The organism is Saccharopolyspora soli, assembly GCF_022678645.1.
GTDB classification, from domain to species: domain Bacteria; phylum Actinomycetota; class Actinomycetes; order Mycobacteriales; family Pseudonocardiaceae; genus Saccharopolyspora; species Saccharopolyspora soli.
Genome location: NZ_JALBWV010000019.1, coordinates 37,030 through 52,953, shown reverse-complemented (window position 1 = coordinate 52,953; position 15,924 = coordinate 37,030). Strand labels below are relative to the sequence as shown.

Sequence of the window (15,924 nt, the reverse complement as noted above, 5' to 3'; positions counted from 1 at the left end):
GTGAACTAACGCGAACAACGGGCGCTTGAACGTGCGACTACCGCCCGAACGCGCCGGTGACTGGACTGTTCGCAGGCGCGCACCGACGCCCGGCTTCCGAAACCGCCGCCGGACGCGGCGCTGGACAGGAGGATCCGCCATGAGTCGCTACCGAGTCGTCGACGGCGAACTGGAGGACGAGCTCGCCCGCGAACTGGAAGACGAGTTCGAGGACGAATTCGAAGACGAGTTTGAGGATTTCGCCCAGGAACTCGAAGACGAGTTGGAGTTCGAGGACGAAGACGAGTTCGAGGACGAGCTGGAGAACCTGGTCCGCGAATTGGAGGACGAGTTCGAATTCGAAGACGAGGACGAAGACGAGGACGAGGACGAGCTGGAGTTCGAGTTCGAACAGCTGGTCCGCGAACTGGAGGCGGAGTTCGAGGACGAGGACGAGTCGTTCGCCGACCCGATCCGCCGGATCTACCCGGACGCCGAGACGATGGCCAAACTCGCCTTCGAGGCCGAGCGCGCCGAAACCGAGGCGGAGGTCGAAGGTTTCCTGGGAGCGCTGGCCCCGGCCGCGCTGAGCCTGGCGCCGAAGGTGCTGCCGCTGGCCAAGAAGGTCGCCCCCAAGCTGATCCGGGGTGTCAAGTCAGTCGGCAAGAAGCTGTGGCGCAACCCCACGACGCGCCGGGCGGTGCGCCAAGTGCCGAAGATCGCCGGTCGTACCGTGCGGGACATCGGCCGCCGGTACGCGAACGGCCAGAAGGTCACCGGCTCGCACATCGCACGCTCGCTGGCCGGGCACACCGCCGACGCCATCGGTCGCGGCCAAGGCGCCCGCGGACGCCGCCCAGCCGCGCGCCGGGGACGCAAGCCCGCCGCCAAGTCGGCCCGCCGGGCGCCGCGTGCCGCCCAGGCCCGCCGCACCACTCGGGCGCGGTCCGGCGCGGCGAAAGCCCGCGGCACCGCGAAGGCGCGTCGTCGGGGGAAGGGCCGTGGCCGCCGTCGCTGAGCTGCGGTCGGCCATGCCGCACGCCCGGCCGACCCAGCCAACGGATCGCGGAGCCGAACGGCTGTTGGCGAACTGGGTGCGTACCCAGGCGACCAACGTCGAACGGCACCTGGTCGCGCTGCGGCCGTTCAGCTGGACGGAGTTCGGCGACCCGGCCACCGGGCCCAGCCGGGCACACCTGGCAGCGGTCAACGAGACCATGTCCGGCCTGCGGGAACCGCTGCACGAAGCCACCCGCGCTGCACGCCGAGCAGCGGAGGCCGCTGCGGCGGAACCGGATTCGCGCCGGTTGCAGGCCGTGCTGAAGGCGAAATCGCGGGCGCATCGCTGGGTGCGGGACACCGAACGGCTGTGGGACTTCTACCTGGAACTGTTCAACCAACGGCAGAGCGCGTTCGCACCGTGGCTGGTGGCCGCCGACCGGATCGCACTGGACTGCTACCAGTACGCCTACCTCGGCATCGGCCGCTGGCGGTCCATCCCGACCCCGCCGCCGTTCTGTTACCTGGAACCCAGCCACGGCCCGGCGACCTCGCGGCGCGGCATCCCGTTGCGGCGGTTGAGCAACCGGCTCAACCCGTTCCCGCTGATCCAGCTGCCCTATCACCGGCTGGTGAACCCGTGGACGCTGGGCGCGGTGCTGCACGAGGTCAGCCACAACCTGCAGAACGACCTGGGGCTGGCGCGGGCGATCCCGCTGCAAGTCGCGGCGCGGCTCACCGATGCCGGTCTGCCGAAGTCGGTGGTGACGATCTGGGTGCGGTGGAACCGGGAGAGCTACGCCGACCTGTCCGGGCTGCTGCTCGGCGGCCCGGCGATCGTCGGTTCGTTGTTCGATGTGATCGGGCGGACCCCGGCGGAGTCGCTGCGGTTCACCCCGCGAGCGGTGCATCCGGTGCCCTACCTGCGCGGGAAGCTGTCGATCGAGCTGCTGAACCGGATGGGATTCCCGCGCCGCGCAGAGGAATACGCCCGAGCCTGGCACGCGCTCTACCCGCGCCCGAAGCTCCGTTCGGCGCCCGAGGCATTGCTGGCGACCGCCGCCAAGGCGATTCCGGCCGTCGTCGACGCCATGTGCTTCACCTCGTTCCCATCGCTGGGAAACCGCAGCCTGGCGAAAGTGCTGCGGTTCGAACCCAAGGAACAGCGGATGATCGAGGAAGCCGCCGAGCGCCTTGCCGACGGCGTGTCGCCCGGTGTGGTGCCGGAGCGGTTCCTCATCGGCGCCGTCCGGCACGCGCTCGAACAGCGGATGGCGCCGCCGAAACGCCTGGTGCGGTTCTTCATGGAAGAGCTGGGGAGGCGAGCGCGGTGACCCTGCACGGCGAACTCCCGGTGCTGGCCCGGGAACTCCGGCAGTTCGCAGCGTCGTGGCGCGCGCTGGAGATCAGCGTGATCGAGGACCGGCCGACCGGCGAGAGCCCGGCGATGTCCGACCGGCTCGCCGAGGTGGTCACCGATGGCACGGCCGAACTGCAACCGGCGCTGCGCGCGATCAGCGGTCGGCCCGACGGCGACGCCCTGCACACCACGGCGCTGGCCTTGCTGCGCATGCAGCGGCGGATCGAGGACGAGTTCCGGTGCCACCACGCCGCTGCCGAGCTGACCCGCGCCGTGCACGGTCGCGGCCCGCAGTGGCTCGGTTGGGCGCGCAGCATTCGGTCCGGTGTGGACGGATGCGTGGACTCGTTGCGCAGCACGGAGAACAGCATGCTGCGGTGTTGGCGCGAGGCAGCCGAACTCGCGGTGCGGGTCGGGAACTGCGAGGGCAGGCGATGACACCCCCTGTGTCAACTTCAGTCCTCCCCAACCGCACATCAGGGGAGCGTGACGCAAACCAGCCACCAGAAACCATGAAACGCCGAGATCGGCTGGGCGCGACCACAACTGTGAAACGCGGAGAGGCGGACCAGCGATGACCATCAACGACGACCGGGGCGCCGCACTACCACCGGCGCAAGACATCGACAGCGCGTATCCGCTGGTCACCCGGCATGAACCAGCATGCCCACCCTGGTGGGCGCATCCCGGCCGACTGGCGGACAAGGCGATCAGCGACGTGCTCGGGTGGAAGTGGCGCGACGGCGACACCAAGGGCTTCGTCGCCGCGCTGACCGGGAGTTTCGAGCTCAAGCGCGTCGAAGGGCACACCGAGGCAACCTGGACGCCGCGCGGCTACGCCATCCAGGCAGACCTGGGCGCGGTCACCGGCGGGCAGGCGTCGTTGGCCGCACGTGCGCGCAGCGCCATCAAGGACGCGACCGCGCTGCTGGATTCGCTGCGACCGTTGCGCCCCGGCGCTGACCCGGAGAACGGCGAAGGATTCCGCAGCCTGGTGCGTCACGGGCTGGAGGAGATCCGCAAGGAACTGGAAAGTCCGCTGGTGCGGGTGCCGCGCGTGGACCAGCTCTTCCTGCTGCTGCTCGGAAATCCGTCGTCCGCTGTGGACGCCGACCAGGTGCGCGGGCACCTCGGTCAGCTGCGCGACGAGTTCGGGTTGGTCGGCGGCCTGGTCAACACCATCGAAGAGGAACGCATCCAGACGTCGTTCATCACGCTCGTCGACTGGGTGCTGTCGCTGTACCGCGGCTGGCTGGACGCCCGCAGCCGGATCGACCCGTTCGCGCACCCGGAGACCGGGCAGTCGCCGTTCTTCGGCCCCACCGTCGTGGCGCTGTCGCAGCTGCTCTCGGCTGCGGCGGTGCAGACCGACGAGCTCGTTTCGGCGCTTCGTTCGGTCAGCATCCATCGCGGCGACCGCGAGGTCCTGCGCATCCCCGATCCCGATGGCGGCTCGATGTCGCTGGGCGGGCTGCTGCGCTGGGTGCAGGACTTCGCCTGCTTCGAAGGCGGCAAGCTGATCGAGTCCGCGGGAAAGGACGGCGTGGACAGCGCGTTCCTGCAGGTCGCCGAGCGGTTGGAGCGGATCGTCGGCAACCTGCCCAAACGCACCGACGACCAGCAGGACGTGCCGGGCAACTACCGGGCGACGCTGCCGCCGGGGTTCTTCAGCTCCCGCGTCCAGCGCGCGATCGACGAGCTGCACGACCACCTCCAGGAAATCGTGCGCATCGCCCGGCCGATCCGACACGGTGCGGCGCCAGCCGACCCGTCGGGGCCCCCGGCGCCGCCCGAGCCGACACCGCCGCCTCCGGTGCCGCCCGCGCCGGGAACCGCCGGGATGGCCGCCCCGGTCGCCGCGCCGTCCGACCCCGCGGCCAAGCGGCGCAGCACGCGCAAGCGTCCCGAGCCCAAGCCCGCCCCGCGGCCGGAATAGCGGTCCGCCCGCGCCCCGCACGGAGGAATGATGGCCACCGAAAAGCAGTACCGGGAACTCTTCGACCGGGTAGCCGCGCTGCGCAGACAGGTCGCTGGCGACCTGTCGAACGAGCTGGGCAGCAATCCCCAGGTCGGCGAGGCGATCCTGAAGCAGATCGACGACATGCTCTTCGCCGTCGAAACCGAGGAGCAGACCCGACCTCGACCAGCCGACGGCGGCCTCGCGCAGCTGGTCGGCCTGGGCGGCGAGGCGTCCGGCGACCTCGGCGGGACCCGGATGCCGCACGGCATCGAGTCCTACGACGAGACGGTCGCATCGGAGCGCATCATCGCCGTCGGCGACCTCTACTACCTGTACCAGCACGAACGGATCGGGGTGTTCCGCGTCGTGCAGAAGATGCAGGAACTGTTCCAGCGCGGCGCGATCCGGCTCTCCGACGGGCCGGGCGCGTTCGGCCTGTACCGGTTCGACCGCCGCGACGTGCTGCGCTACACCAGGCGGGACCGGATCAGCGCCTACCGGCGAGTGCTCGGCTACGGACGCGGACTGGGCTCGGGGAACTCGCGGCCGAACACCGACTTCCACCGGTTGTTCATCCAGTTCAACAACCAGGTCGCGCTGTTCTGGCGGGACAAGCGGATTTCCGACGTCATCCGGGAACGCGCCCACGACATGGCCTTCGGCAGCATGGCCGTGGTCCGGCGCAGCGGCCTGGACCTGCGCAACAACCTGAAGTTCACCTCCTACGGCCACCTGAACGTGTTGCGGGTGGAGGTCATGCAGCTGTTGGAGGAGTGCTTCCACATCCTCGACGCCGACGACGTCCGCGACCTGTTCGGCGCGGCGAACGCCTGGGACGTGGTGGACGAGGTGCTGATCCGCTACTTCGACGAACAGCTGGTCACCTCACCCCGCCAAAGGATGGCCGTGACCGGCCGAAACGTCCTGCGCTGGCTGGCAGCCCCGCACATCCTGGAAACAACCCGCTCGGAGTTCGAAGCCCTGCTCCTGGAAATCGCGGAACCAGCGGAGGAGTGGATCACCTCGGCCCAATCCCTACGCGTAGCGGACCGATCGGGCTCGAAGAACCTGCTCCCCTGGGACCGCCACAAACCAGTCGGCGTAGCAACCCCAACCCGCGGAGACCGCCCGGCGACACAACAGCAACCATCCCCGACCCGCCGAGCCCGCCTAAACGGCCACCGGAGGTGAGGCCCGCGCCCGTCAGTACGTTGGGAGGCTTTACATTCGCCTACCCCAGCCGAACACATACATCCATTGTGGATTTTTCCCAGCCGAGTGCGAATGTCCACATTGAACAATGGAAAACCCCGGCGAGGCTTGCCCAGGGCGTCGTTCCAGCTCGGGCCTACCCGGCTGGGTGCAAGGCGCGGCGGAGCACGCCGAGGGTTTCAGCGGACTGGCGGCGGGACACCGCCGCACCCGCGACGACGGCCGATCGGTGAAACGTCCCAGGGAACAGGTGCAGCTCGACGGAGACCCCGGCTCGCAGCAGGCTGGCGGCGTAGGCGAGGCCCTCGTCCCGCAACGGGTCGTTCTCGTATACCGACACGTACGCCGGGGGGAGGTCCGAAAGATCGTCGGCGCGAGCCGGTGCCGCGTATGCGGGCACCGGCCCTTCGCAGCCGCTCAGGTAGTGCTGCCAGCTCAGCACCGCGTCGGCACGATTCCACAACGGGGTGTCGTCGAACGTGCGTGCCGAGGGGGTGTCCAGGCGATCGTCGACCTCCGGGGCGTCGAGCAACTGGAAGCACACCTGCGGGCCACCCCGGTCTCGCATGAGCAAGGTGAGCGCGGCCGCGAGTCCGCCGCCCGCACTCATGCCGTACACGCCGATCCGTGCGGTGTCGACGCCTTCAGCTTCGGAGGCGACCCAGCGAAGTGCCGCCTCGGCATCCTGCAGCGCAGCTGGATACGGATGTTCGGGAGCCAGCCGGTAGCCGACGGCCACCACGACCGCGGGCAACTCGGTGCACAGGCCGACTGCTTGAGCAGTGGTCATCTCCAGGCCCCCCATGACGAATCCGCCGCCGTGCAGCAGGAGGAGAGCAGGGAGCGGACCAGCGGGCTCGGGCGGCCTGCACACCCGGACCGCAACGGGGACGCCGTCAGCGCCGGGAACCGCTTGATCGACAACGCTGACTTCACCGGCTGAGGGGAGAGCGGCACTCGCCGCGAGCTCCCCCATCCGGACACGGGCCCCGGCGAGATCATGAATGTGCAGATCCGGTAGTTCGGGCAGAGCCGCTGCCAATTCGGGGTCGAGATGCACGCGTGAGCCCCCATTGCCGACGTCGTGCCACAGTCCCACCGCTGGACTGGATACGCCACCCGGAGAAAACGCGGCCTGAAGCATGCGAACTCGCGGCACTCCGGCTTCGCCGAACGATCACGAGGACGGGCTGGTCCGCGCTGGCGTGATCACTCCAGCCGGAGCGCCCGCACGGGTTCGGCGCTTAGACTCCGGGCATGGCACAGTCGCCGATATCGTCCGAGCTCGCCGATGCGGTGCGGGATGACCGGTCGTTGCGCCGGTTCCTGCACGGGTTGCCCGGCGTCGACCAGGTCGGGTTGGAACAGCGGGCCGCTGGCCTGGCGACGCGGAGCATCAAGAAGAACGCGAAGCGCTGGGCGATCGACACCGCGATCTCGATGATCGACCTGACCACCCTGGAAGGCGCCGACACCGAGGGCAAGGTCCGCACGCTGTGCGCCAAAGCCCGCCACCCCGACCCGGATCGGCCGGACACCCCGCAGGTCGCCGCGGTCTGCGTCTACTCCGACATGGCCGCCACCGCCGTGCAGGACCTCGACGGCACCGACATCCGGATCGCGTCGGTGGCCACAGCCTTCCCGTCCGGGCGCTCGGCGCTGGCGGTGAAGCTCGCCGACGTTGAGTTCGCTGTGGCAGCTGGGGCCCACGAGATCGACATGGTGATCGATCGCGGCGCCTTCCTGTCCGGCCGCTACGGGCAGGTCTTCGAGGAGATCCAGGCCGTCAAGGCGGCCTGCGGCGACGCGCACCTCAAAGTCATCCTGGAAACCGGTGAACTCGCCACCTACGACAACGTGCGCCGCGCGTCCTGGTTGGCGCTGCTCGCGGGCGGCGACTTCATCAAGACCTCGACCGGCAAGGTCTCTCCCGCGGCCACGCTGCCCGTGACGCACCTGATGCTCCAGGCGGTCCGGGATTGGCGGGACGCCACCGGCGAACTCCGCGGCGTCAAACCCGCTGGTGGCATCCGCAACACCAAGGACGCCATCCGCTACCTGGTGGCCGTGCACGAGGTCGCCGGTCCGGAGTGGCTGACCCCGGAGCTGTTCCGCTTCGGCGCGTCCAGCCTGCTCAACGACCTGTTGATGCAGCGGCGCACCCAGCTCGACGGCCACTACAGCGGCCCCGATTACGTGGCGGTGGACTGATGACCGAAAGCCCGTGGGAGTACGCACCCGCCCCCGAATCGCGCGAGGCCGCCAACCTCAAACCCAGCTACCGGATGTTCGTCGACGGCGAGTTCGTCGACGGCGGCGGTGAACCGCTGAAGAGCATCAACCCGGCCACCGAGGAACCGCTCGCCGAGGTCTCCAGCGCATCGGAGTCCGATGTGGACGGCGCAGTTCGGGCGGCACGGCGGGCCTTCGCCGACACCTGGTCGACGATGCCCGGCCGGGAACGCGCGAAGTACCTGTTCCGCATCGCCCGGCTCATCCAGGAACGCGCCCGCGAACTCGCGGTGCTGGAGTCGTTGGACAACGGCAAGCCGATCAAGGAATCGCGCGACGCCGACGTGCCGACCGCAGCGGCGCACTTCTTCCACCACGCCGGGTGGGCCGACAAGCTCGGCTACGCGGGCTACGGCCCCGACCCGCGGCCGATCGGGGTCGCCGGGCAGGTCATCCCGTGGAACTTCCCGCTGCTCATGCTGGCCTGGAAGATCGCCCCCGCGCTGGCCTGCGGCAACACCGTGGTGCTCAAACCCGCCGAGACCACGCCGCTGACCGCGCTGGTTTTCGCCGAGATCTGCCAACAGGCCGGGCTCCCACCGGGTGTGGTCAACATCCTGCCGGGGGCCGGTGACATCGGCGCGGCACTGGTCGCGCACCCCGGCATCGACAAGGTCGCGTTCACCGGATCAACCGAGGTCGGCAAGCAGATCCAGCGCAGCGTCGCGGGATCGGGCAAGAAGCTGACGCTGGAACTGGGCGGCAAGGCCGCGAACATCGTCTTCGACGACGCCCCGCTGGACCAGGCCGTCGAGGGCATCGTGAACGGGATCTTCTTCAACCAGGGCCACGTCTGCTGCGCGGGATCGCGGCTGCTGGTGCAGGAATCGATCGCCGACGAGCTGCTGGAAAAGCTGCGGATCCGGGTGCGGACGCTGCGCGTCGGCGACCCGCTGGACAAGAACACCGACGTCGGCGCGATCAACTCGGCCGAGCAGCTCGCCAAGATCACCGAGCTGGCCGCCAGCGGCGACGCCGAGGGCGCCCGGCGCTGGACCAGCCCGTGCCCGCTGCCGGAGCGGGGATTCTTCTTCGCACCCACGGTGTTCTCCGACGTCCAGCAGTCGATGCGGATCGCCCGCGAGGAGATCTTCGGGCCGGTGCTGTCGGTGCTCACCTTCCGCACCCCGGCGGAGGCCATCGCCAAGGCCAACAACACCCCCTACGGCCTGTCCGCCGGGATCTGGACCGAGAAGGGCTCTCGGATCCTGTGGGCGGCGCAACGGCTGCGGGCCGGGGTGGTGTGGGCGAACACCTTCAACCGGTTCGATCCGACCGCGCCGTTCGGCGGCTACCAGGAGTCCGGTTTCGGCCGCGAAGGCGGGCGGGCCGGTTTGGAGGCGTACCTCGATGTCTGACAACCCGGAGCGGCTGGCCGTGGCCAAGACCTACAAGCTCTACATCGGCGGCGCGTTCCCGCGCTCCGAGTCGGGCCGGGTGTACCCGGTGCACGGCACGGACGCCGCCTTCCTCGCCAACGCCGCGCACGCTTCCCGCAAGGACGTCCGCGACGCGGTCGCCGCAGCTCGCAAGGCGTTCGGCGGCTGGTCCGGCGCGACGGCGTACAACCGCGGCCAGGTGCTGTTCCGCATCGCCGAGGTGCTGGAGGGACGGCGCGAGCAGTTCGCCGCCGAGATCGTCGCCGCCGAGGGTGTGTCCCGCAAGCAAGCTCGATCCATTGTGGACACGACCGTCGATCGCATGGTTTGGTACGCGGGCTGGACGGACAAGATCTCGATGGTGCTCGGCGCTGCGAATCCCGTCGCGGGGCCGTACTTCTCGTTCAGCGTTCCGGAGCCGACCGGGGTGGTCGGGGTGCTCGCGCCGCAGCACTCCGCGCTGCTCGGCCTGATCAGCGTGGTGGCCCCGGTGATCGCGGCCGGGAACACCTGCGTGGTGGTGGCCAGCGCGGACCGGCCGTTGCCCGCGGTGACCTTCGCCGAGGTGCTGGCCACTTCGGACGTGCCCGGCGGCGTGGTCAACATCCTGACCGGCCGGGCCACCGAGCTCGCCCCGTGGCTCGCCGCCCACGCGGACGTCAACGCGCTGGACCCGACCGGAGCCCCGGAAGCGCTGCGCGCCGAACTGGCGCGAACGGCTGCGGGCACGGTCAAGCGGGTCCTGCCGGTGCGCGGCGAACCGGACTGGACCCGCGAACCCGACCTCCAGCGCCTCCGCGCCTTCACCGAGACCAAAACCGTCTGGCACCCGGTCGGGACCTGACCAGGTCGTGGGGGGGGGGGGGGGGGGGGGGGGCCGCGGGGGGCGGGGGGGCCCCCCCGGGGGGGGGGGCGCGCCCCCCCCCCCCCCCCCGCCCCCCGGCGGCCGCCCCCCCCCCCCCCCCCCCCCAACCCCCCAAAAAAACCCGCGCGCCCCCGGGGGGGCCCCCGCCCGTGGTGGGTGCGCCCACGGGGGGCGCCCCCCGGCTCCCCCCCCCACGACTCACCTGGCCTTCGGGTACACCACCCGGCCGCGCCGTCTCGCACGGAGCACCATGCCGACCGCACCGGCCAGCAGCACGGCCCCCAGACCGATCCCCAACCAACGAGGCATCTCGAACACCGGTGTCACATCATCGACAGTCCAGCTGATGACCCACTGCGACAAGAGCATCAGCACGATGATCCCGATGCCCGTGATCGCGTAGACGGCAGTACCGGCCGCGGCCGTGACCGCACGGGTGAGCAGGAGTCCTCCGGTGGCGCCCAGTACCAGCACTGCTGACAGCCCCACCACCTCCCTGAGCGTGTAGGGAATCGCCGAGGTCTCGTCGAAGACGCCGTCGAGGAAGAACGTCGACCCGATCACGGCCAGCACCAATATCGCCACGCCGCTCATCATCATGTCCAAAGTGGACAGCTTTCCGGTTCGCCGGTCGAGTTGCGCCACGACCTGCGCGGCGTACTCGCGGGGCTGGCCGAACGCCTGGATCGGGTCCTCCCCGGTCTCGGCGACGTGGGCCTCCACCTCGGCGAGCACTTCACCGATCCGCTCACCGGAGATCTCGTGCACCCGCAACGCGTACAGCAGTTCGTCGTGATACTTCTTGTCCAGCGCCATCATTTCCGCACCCCTCGCCGATCGAGTTCTTCGCCAACGATCACTTCGGACTTGTTCCGCGCTCACGACTCACCTGGCCTTCGGGTACACCACCCGGCCGCGCCGGATCGCGTGGACCAGCATGGCGATGGAACCGGCCAGCAGCACCGCTCCCAGGCCGATCGCCAGCCAGCGCGGCATCTCGAAAAGCGGCGTCACGTCGTCGACGGTCCAGCCGATCACCGGTTGCGACACGATCATCAGCACCAAGGCCCCGGCGGCGGCCCCCAGGTAGATCGCGTTCCCAGTCTGGACGGCGAGCCCGCGGACGAGCAGGAGCGCCGCGGCCACGCACAGCACCACCAGGGTCGGCAGCGCCACCAGGTCCTTGAGCGTGTACGGAACCACTGGGCCCGCCTCGGACAGGCCGTCGAGCAACCAACTCGATCCGAGCAGTACCAGTACCGCCATCACCAACCCGCTCACCACGATGTCCGATGTGGACCTCTTACCGGTGTTGCGGTCCAACTGCGCCGCGACCTGGGTGGCATACGCCCGCGGCTGACCGAAGGCTTCGACCGGATTCTCCCCGGTCTCGACGACGTGCGCCTCCACCTCGGCGAGCACTTCACCGACCCGCTCACCGGAGATCTCGTGGGCCCGCAACGCGATCAGCAGCTCGTCCCGGTACTTCCTGTCCAACGTCATCATTCCCGCACCCCTCGTTCCACCACCGAGATCGAGTTCTTCGCGAACTCGATCCACTTCGGGCCCTGCTCGGCCAGCACAGCGCGCCCCTCGTCGGTCAGCGCGAAGAACTTGCGCCCCGGACCGCCTTCGCCAGCCCGCCACTCGGCTTGCAGCAACCCGTCCGCCGCAAGCCGGTTGAGCAGCGGGTAGAGCGTTCCCGCCTTCATGTCCGGCAAGCCCGCCTCGGCGAGTCGCTGCAGCAGCGTGTAGCCGTAGCCCTCGCCGCTTTCGGCGAGCAGGGCCAACACCGCGAGATCCAGCACGCCGCGCAACCACTGCGTCTGCCTGGCCGCGACCGTCTTGTTCGCCACGTCAGCAACGTAACACCAACTAGTATGTCTCGCAAACTAGTAGGTGACACGGTGGCAAGGTAATCCAGTCGCTAGAGCGAGTCGGGTCAGCGGATCTGCCAGTCGAGGCGGCCGTCTTCGGTGACCGTCGGATAGCTGTGACCCGCCGGAACCCCCTCGCTCAACGAGCGGTAGACGTCGGCGAGCATCGACGTGACGCCCTTCCACTCCGGGCGCAGGACCTGTGCCGCTTCCTGCTCCCACTCCAGCACGCAGCCGCGCAGCGGACCCGGCCGCAGGTCCACCACCAGTTCGTCGGCGAAGCCGTCACCAGCGATCGGGATCCAGGCCGGGTGAAAGCTGGAACCCGGCGAGCCCGCGTAGTAGTCGCAGGCCGGTCGATCCCACCGCGCCGTCCAGTTCCTGCGGTGGTCCCGCCATGCCTGGAGCGCTTCCGCCGCGCTGTAGGGGGTGTAGAACGGCGGTAGGACGTCGGCGAGCACGTTGGTCTCGGTGCCGCCGCAGCAGGCCCACAGTTCGCGCAGGTCCTCCGGTAACTCGACGGCGAACTCCGCTTCCAGCTCGGCGAGATCCGGGGACCGTTCGGGTGGACGCAAGGCGGCTGCGGTGACCGGCGCGTGCACCGTCAGCCAGCGCACGATCTTCGTCCACAGCTCCGTGACATCCATTCCGATCATGATCGTCCGAAACGCACCGAACCGGTACCGCCAACCGGGAGCCCACCGCCGAGTGCGGGGCGGCGCTGCGCCGAACAGCGCAGCCCCGATTGGACCGTTGCCGCAGGCCCGACGGAGGATTGTTACGAACTGTTCCGTAGACCGTTGCCTCCGGCTGACTCGATACGGTGACAGCCGGACCGGGGAACACGCTGCGAACGGGCAACCCGTAGGCTTCCGCGAGGTCTGGTTCGGTGACCGGAGGTAGAAAGATGGCGCAGGACATCGTCCCCATCGAGCTCGGGCTGCCGCAGGGCGACGTCGTCACCCTGTGGGCGCCGCGCTGGCGCGAGGACGGCGAGGAGTGGGAGGCATTCCTCGGACACGAGGACGCCCTCTACGCCTTCCCCGACGCCGCGCGCCTGGCCGCGTTCGTGCGCACCGCCGAGGAGCACGACCTCGACGACCATCCGGCCTGGCACGTGGTGCCCGCCCTGTCCGCGGTCGAGCTCAGCCCGGACGAGGACCACCAGTACGACCTGGTCGGTGTCCCCGAGCTGGTGGCCGAACCGCTGGACACCTGGACCATCAACGAGCTGGCCGACATCGTCGATATCGCCCGCTCGCTGGCCGATGTCTGCGAGCTGGACGCGGTGCACGACGTGCTGGACGCCGCCACCGGGTTCACCATGCTGGACCAGGGCACCCTGGCCTTCTCCGGCAAGGACGGACAGCGCCGCTGGACCGACCTGTGCAAGGTCGTCGCCGAGCGCTGGGACGAGGTGCTGGACGCCATCGACGGCGTGGTCACCGCCCCGGACGTCCCGGCGGATGCGGTCGCCACCGCCGAGACCGAGCTCGCCGAGGCGTTGGAAGCCGACGACAGCGGCACCGAGGCGGACGGCATCGCGACTGTCGTCGACGACGACGAGACCACCTACGAGAGTGTCGATTCGTCCGAAGAGGACGAAGAGGTCGGTTTCTGGGGCGAGGTCGGCATCGACCCGATCCAGATCATCACCAGCACCGGCGAGCACTACTCGCTGCGCTGCTACCTCGACGACGACCCGGTTTTCCTCGGCAGCGGCGGCAAGATCGACGTGTTCCCCACGCCGCGCGCCCTGGCCCGCTTCCTGGCCGACGACAGCGCGGTCGAGGACACCGACTTGGCACGGGTCGCGACCTGGCAGCAGGTCCGGGAGAAGGCCACCGCCGGTGAGCTGCAGGTCGACGTCGACCCCGAGAACACCTACGTGCTGACCGGCCTGGATGCCGACCTCGGCGCCGGTCCGTCCGAAGTGGACCCCACGCAGCTGGACCTCGCCGAGGAACTGCTCATGGACGCGGCCACCTGGGCTGGCGATGACAGCGTGGAGCAGGCTCTGCAACCTTCGGAACGGCTCGGCTGGCTGGTTTCGTTCGTGCTGCGCCCGAACCCGAACCGGCTGCCGCCGAGCGCGCCCTTCGACGCGGAGGTCGCGGCTTGGCGCAAGCTGGTGGAAGCCCTCGAAGAACGGTTCCGGACGCACTGAAAGCCGCTCCCGGCTCGGCCCCCGCGCCGACGCGCGGCGTTCAGCTGATGGCGATTTCGCGGGAGATCGCCGCCCACTCCTCACGAGAAGTGCTGATTTCGCGCGGAATCAGCACAAACCCCGCACTGGCACGCATCGGGGAATCCTGGCGCGGCGGTCCTGCTGGTCGAAAGTTTCGAAGAACGACGTTTTGCGGTCCGCGGCGCGGACTTTCTCAGGCGGCCTCGGTCAGCAGTTGTCCCGGCGCGGCTAGTCGACGACGGGGCGGCTCGCCCTTGGACACCTGTAAATATGCCTCGCGCAACCCTTTTCGCGCGCGGTAGGCGAGCGCGGCGGCGCTGTTGCGGCTGATGCCGAAGCGCTGGCCGATTTCCGCCGTCGACCGGCTCTCGATCTCCACGTACCAGAGCACATGCCGCCAACGCCGCGGCAGCCGGGCGAATGCCTTCGCCACCAACTCGCGCTCCAACTCGACGATCGCGGGATCGATGAACGGCACGTAGTACTCCGGCCGGTGGACCGCGTCGAGTTCGTCGACCAGTTGCAACCGGCGGTCCCGGTTGTTGGCCGCCACCGCCAGGTTGCGAACCGTGGTGAGCAGGTAGGCGCGGAACGCGGCGTCCGGACCGCCGCCGCGGCGCAGCACGTCCAGTATCTTGGCGAACGCCTCCGCGACCAGGTCCTCCGCATCGGTCGGCGTGCTGGCGACCTGCTTGGCCATGGTGTGCGCAGCAGTGCGATGCCGCGAGTACAACTCGCCGAATGCTTCGGTTGAGCCGGTCCGAACCGCATCGAGCAGCATTCGATCGTCGCTCGCGAACATCGTTCCCCTCGGTGCCGTTGCGCACCGGTGAGGGGCGCTGCTGCCGCGCGGCGAGCAGTGGCCGCCCCTCACCGTCTACGCCCCCACTGCAACGATGCTCGCGGCCGTCCGGATCTCGGACAAGACGAAATATTTCAGATAGTGATTAGCCCACGGCGGAGAGTCGCAATCCCACCGAAGATCACCCAGCAGTGGGAAAAGCACCCGCCAGTGCGAGGATTCGAGAGACCTCTCCGGCCGCCGAGCGCAGCGGCGCGGCATAGGTCTTGGTGGCGGCGAGCTTGCGCGCCGGGAACGAGATCGCCAAGGTCACCGGCTCGTCGGCACCGCTGACCGGCGCGGCCAGGCACGCGGTGCCCAGCGAGTACTCCTCGGAATCGGTTACCACCGGGCGAAGCGGCCCGTTGATCAGATCGCGAATCCGGGTGATCGTGCGCGGAGTCAGGTCTGCAGGCGGATACCGGCCGAGGTGATCGGCGCGCTCCGCCCTGCTCAGCCCGGACAGCAGGCACTTGCCGATCGCCGTGGCGTGCGCGGCCTGCCGGAAATCAGCCCAGGTTTCCACCCGAGGGGTCCGCGGGCTGTCGACGATCTCGGCGACCTCCACCTCCCCGTCGCGGTAGCGGGCGAGGTAGATGGCCGCGTTCAGGTCCTCGCGCAGGGTGGCCATGACGGCGCGCACCCTGCTGCGCAGCCCCTGCCCCTGCGCGGCGAAATGCAGTCCGACCACCTGCGCCCCGATGATGAACGCCCCGTCGTCGAGCTTCTCCAGATAGCCTTCGTGCACCAACGTGCGCAGCAGGTGGTAGGTGGTCGGCAACGCGATTCCGGTGCGCCTGGCGAGGTATTTCGCCGTCGTGCCGCCCGGCTGCTCACTCACCGCTTCCATCAGCCGAAACGCGCGCTGCACGGATGTGATCAAGGTAGGTTCCCCGGCCCGTGCCACCTGTCCCTCCAGTTTCAGCATCGTCTTGGCGCTCGCGCGGGTCGTGAATCGTGTTCAGGTTTGGC

General features: G+C 69.4%; 16 protein-coding genes. 9 read left to right on the top strand and 7 right to left on the bottom strand.

The window, feature by feature from the left end; translation table 11 throughout:
• Window positions 1-139 precede the first annotated feature (139 nt).
• The 5 genes from MOQ72_RS16455 (at window position 140) to MOQ72_RS16435 (ending at window position 5,489) form a co-directional block, all read left to right on the top strand.
• Window positions 140-997 (top strand): hypothetical protein, encoded by an 858-nt coding sequence (locus MOQ72_RS16455; protein WP_242184490.1) that lies wholly within the window; start codon window positions 140-142, stop codon window positions 995-997.
• Window positions 981-2,312 (top strand): hypothetical protein, encoded by a 1,332-nt coding sequence (locus tag MOQ72_RS16450; protein WP_242184489.1) that lies wholly within the window; start codon window positions 981-983, stop codon window positions 2,310-2,312. Before MOQ72_RS16455 ends, MOQ72_RS16450 begins: the two co-directional genes overlap by 17 nt.
• Window positions 2,309-2,776, top strand: a complete 468-nt coding sequence (locus MOQ72_RS16445; RefSeq protein ID WP_242184488.1) for a hypothetical protein — start codon at window positions 2,309-2,311, stop codon at window positions 2,774-2,776. The genes MOQ72_RS16450 and MOQ72_RS16445 overlap by 4 nt, the downstream gene beginning before the upstream one ends.
• A 136-nt stretch (window positions 2,777-2,912) precedes the next feature.
• Window positions 2,913-4,274, top strand: coding sequence for a hypothetical protein (locus MOQ72_RS16440; RefSeq protein WP_242184487.1), 1,362 nt, complete (start codon window positions 2,913-2,915; stop codon window positions 4,272-4,274).
• A 30-nt stretch (window positions 4,275-4,304) separates the two neighbouring features.
• Entirely contained in the window at window positions 4,305-5,489 is a 1,185-nt protein-coding gene (locus MOQ72_RS16435) for a hypothetical protein (RefSeq protein ID WP_242184485.1), read from the top strand.
• Between the two features lie 157 nt (window positions 5,490-5,646).
• Here MOQ72_RS16435 and MOQ72_RS16430 read toward each other — a convergent pair whose 3' ends face one another.
• Window positions 5,647-6,570, bottom strand: a complete 924-nt coding sequence (locus tag MOQ72_RS16430; protein ID WP_242184484.1) for an alpha/beta hydrolase — start codon at window positions 6,568-6,570, stop codon at window positions 5,647-5,649.
• Between the two features lie 197 nt (window positions 6,571-6,767).
• Here MOQ72_RS16430 and deoC point away from each other — a divergent pair, with 197 nt between their 5' ends.
• Genes deoC through MOQ72_RS16415 form a run of 3 tightly spaced genes read left to right on the top strand, consistent with a single transcriptional unit; the run spans window position 6,768 to window position 10,025 of the window.
• The gene (deoC, locus tag MOQ72_RS16425) at window positions 6,768-7,721 is read left to right on the top strand and encodes a deoxyribose-phosphate aldolase (protein WP_242184482.1); all 954 of its coding nucleotides are present in this window, start codon (window positions 6,768-6,770) and stop codon (window positions 7,719-7,721) included.
• Entirely contained in the window at window positions 7,721-9,160 is a 1,440-nt protein-coding gene (locus MOQ72_RS16420) for an aldehyde dehydrogenase family protein (protein WP_242184480.1), read from the top strand. Before deoC ends, MOQ72_RS16420 begins: the two co-directional genes overlap by 1 nt.
• Window positions 9,153-10,025, top strand: coding sequence for an aldehyde dehydrogenase family protein (locus MOQ72_RS16415; protein WP_242184479.1), 873 nt, complete (start codon window positions 9,153-9,155; stop codon window positions 10,023-10,025). The genes MOQ72_RS16420 and MOQ72_RS16415 overlap by 8 nt, the downstream gene beginning before the upstream one ends.
• A gap of 219 nt (window positions 10,026-10,244) precedes the next feature.
• Here the strand turns inward: MOQ72_RS16415 and MOQ72_RS16410 are convergent, their stop codons facing one another.
• The 4 genes from MOQ72_RS16410 to MOQ72_RS16395 all read right to left on the bottom strand — a co-directional run bounded on the left by MOQ72_RS16410 (window position 10,245) and on the right by MOQ72_RS16395 (window position 12,570).
• Window positions 10,245-10,865: an HAAS signaling domain-containing protein gene (locus MOQ72_RS16410; RefSeq protein ID WP_242184478.1), complete on the bottom strand. Its 621-nt coding sequence runs from the start codon at window positions 10,863-10,865 to the stop codon at window positions 10,245-10,247.
• Window positions 10,866-10,931: 66 nt separating this feature from the next.
• Window positions 10,932-11,549 carry a hypothetical protein gene (locus tag MOQ72_RS16405; RefSeq protein WP_242184477.1) on the bottom strand — a complete coding sequence of 206 codons (618 nt, stop codon included), beginning with the start codon at window positions 11,547-11,549 and terminating at the stop codon, window positions 10,932-10,934.
• Window positions 11,549-11,902, bottom strand: coding sequence for a PadR family transcriptional regulator (locus tag MOQ72_RS16400; RefSeq protein ID WP_242184476.1), 354 nt, complete (start codon window positions 11,900-11,902; stop codon window positions 11,549-11,551). The genes MOQ72_RS16405 and MOQ72_RS16400 overlap by 1 nt, the downstream gene beginning before the upstream one ends.
• Window positions 11,903-11,988: 86 nt before the next feature.
• The gene (locus MOQ72_RS16395; RefSeq protein WP_242184474.1) at window positions 11,989-12,570 is read right to left on the bottom strand and encodes an SMI1/KNR4 family protein; all 582 of its coding nucleotides are present in this window, start codon (window positions 12,568-12,570) and stop codon (window positions 11,989-11,991) included.
• Window positions 12,571-12,830: 260 nt separating this feature from the next.
• On the opposite strand from MOQ72_RS16395, the gene MOQ72_RS16390 reads away from it, so the two are divergent.
• Window positions 12,831-14,090, top strand: coding sequence for a SatS C-terminal domain-containing protein (locus tag MOQ72_RS16390; RefSeq protein WP_242184473.1), 1,260 nt, complete (start codon window positions 12,831-12,833; stop codon window positions 14,088-14,090).
• A gap of 214 nt (window positions 14,091-14,304) precedes the next feature.
• Here MOQ72_RS16390 and MOQ72_RS16385 read toward each other — a convergent pair whose 3' ends face one another.
• Together MOQ72_RS16385 and MOQ72_RS16380 are read right to left on the bottom strand one after the other, a co-directional pair.
• Window positions 14,305-14,913 carry an RNA polymerase sigma factor gene (locus MOQ72_RS16385; RefSeq protein WP_242184472.1) on the bottom strand — a complete coding sequence of 203 codons (609 nt, stop codon included), beginning with the start codon at window positions 14,911-14,913 and terminating at the stop codon, window positions 14,305-14,307.
• A gap of 181 nt (window positions 14,914-15,094) precedes the next feature.
• A complete protein-coding gene (locus MOQ72_RS16380; protein ID WP_277954177.1) occupies window positions 15,095-15,880 on the bottom strand; it encodes an IclR family transcriptional regulator in 786 nt (261 codons plus the stop codon).
• Between the last annotated feature and the right edge of the window lie 44 nt (window positions 15,881-15,924).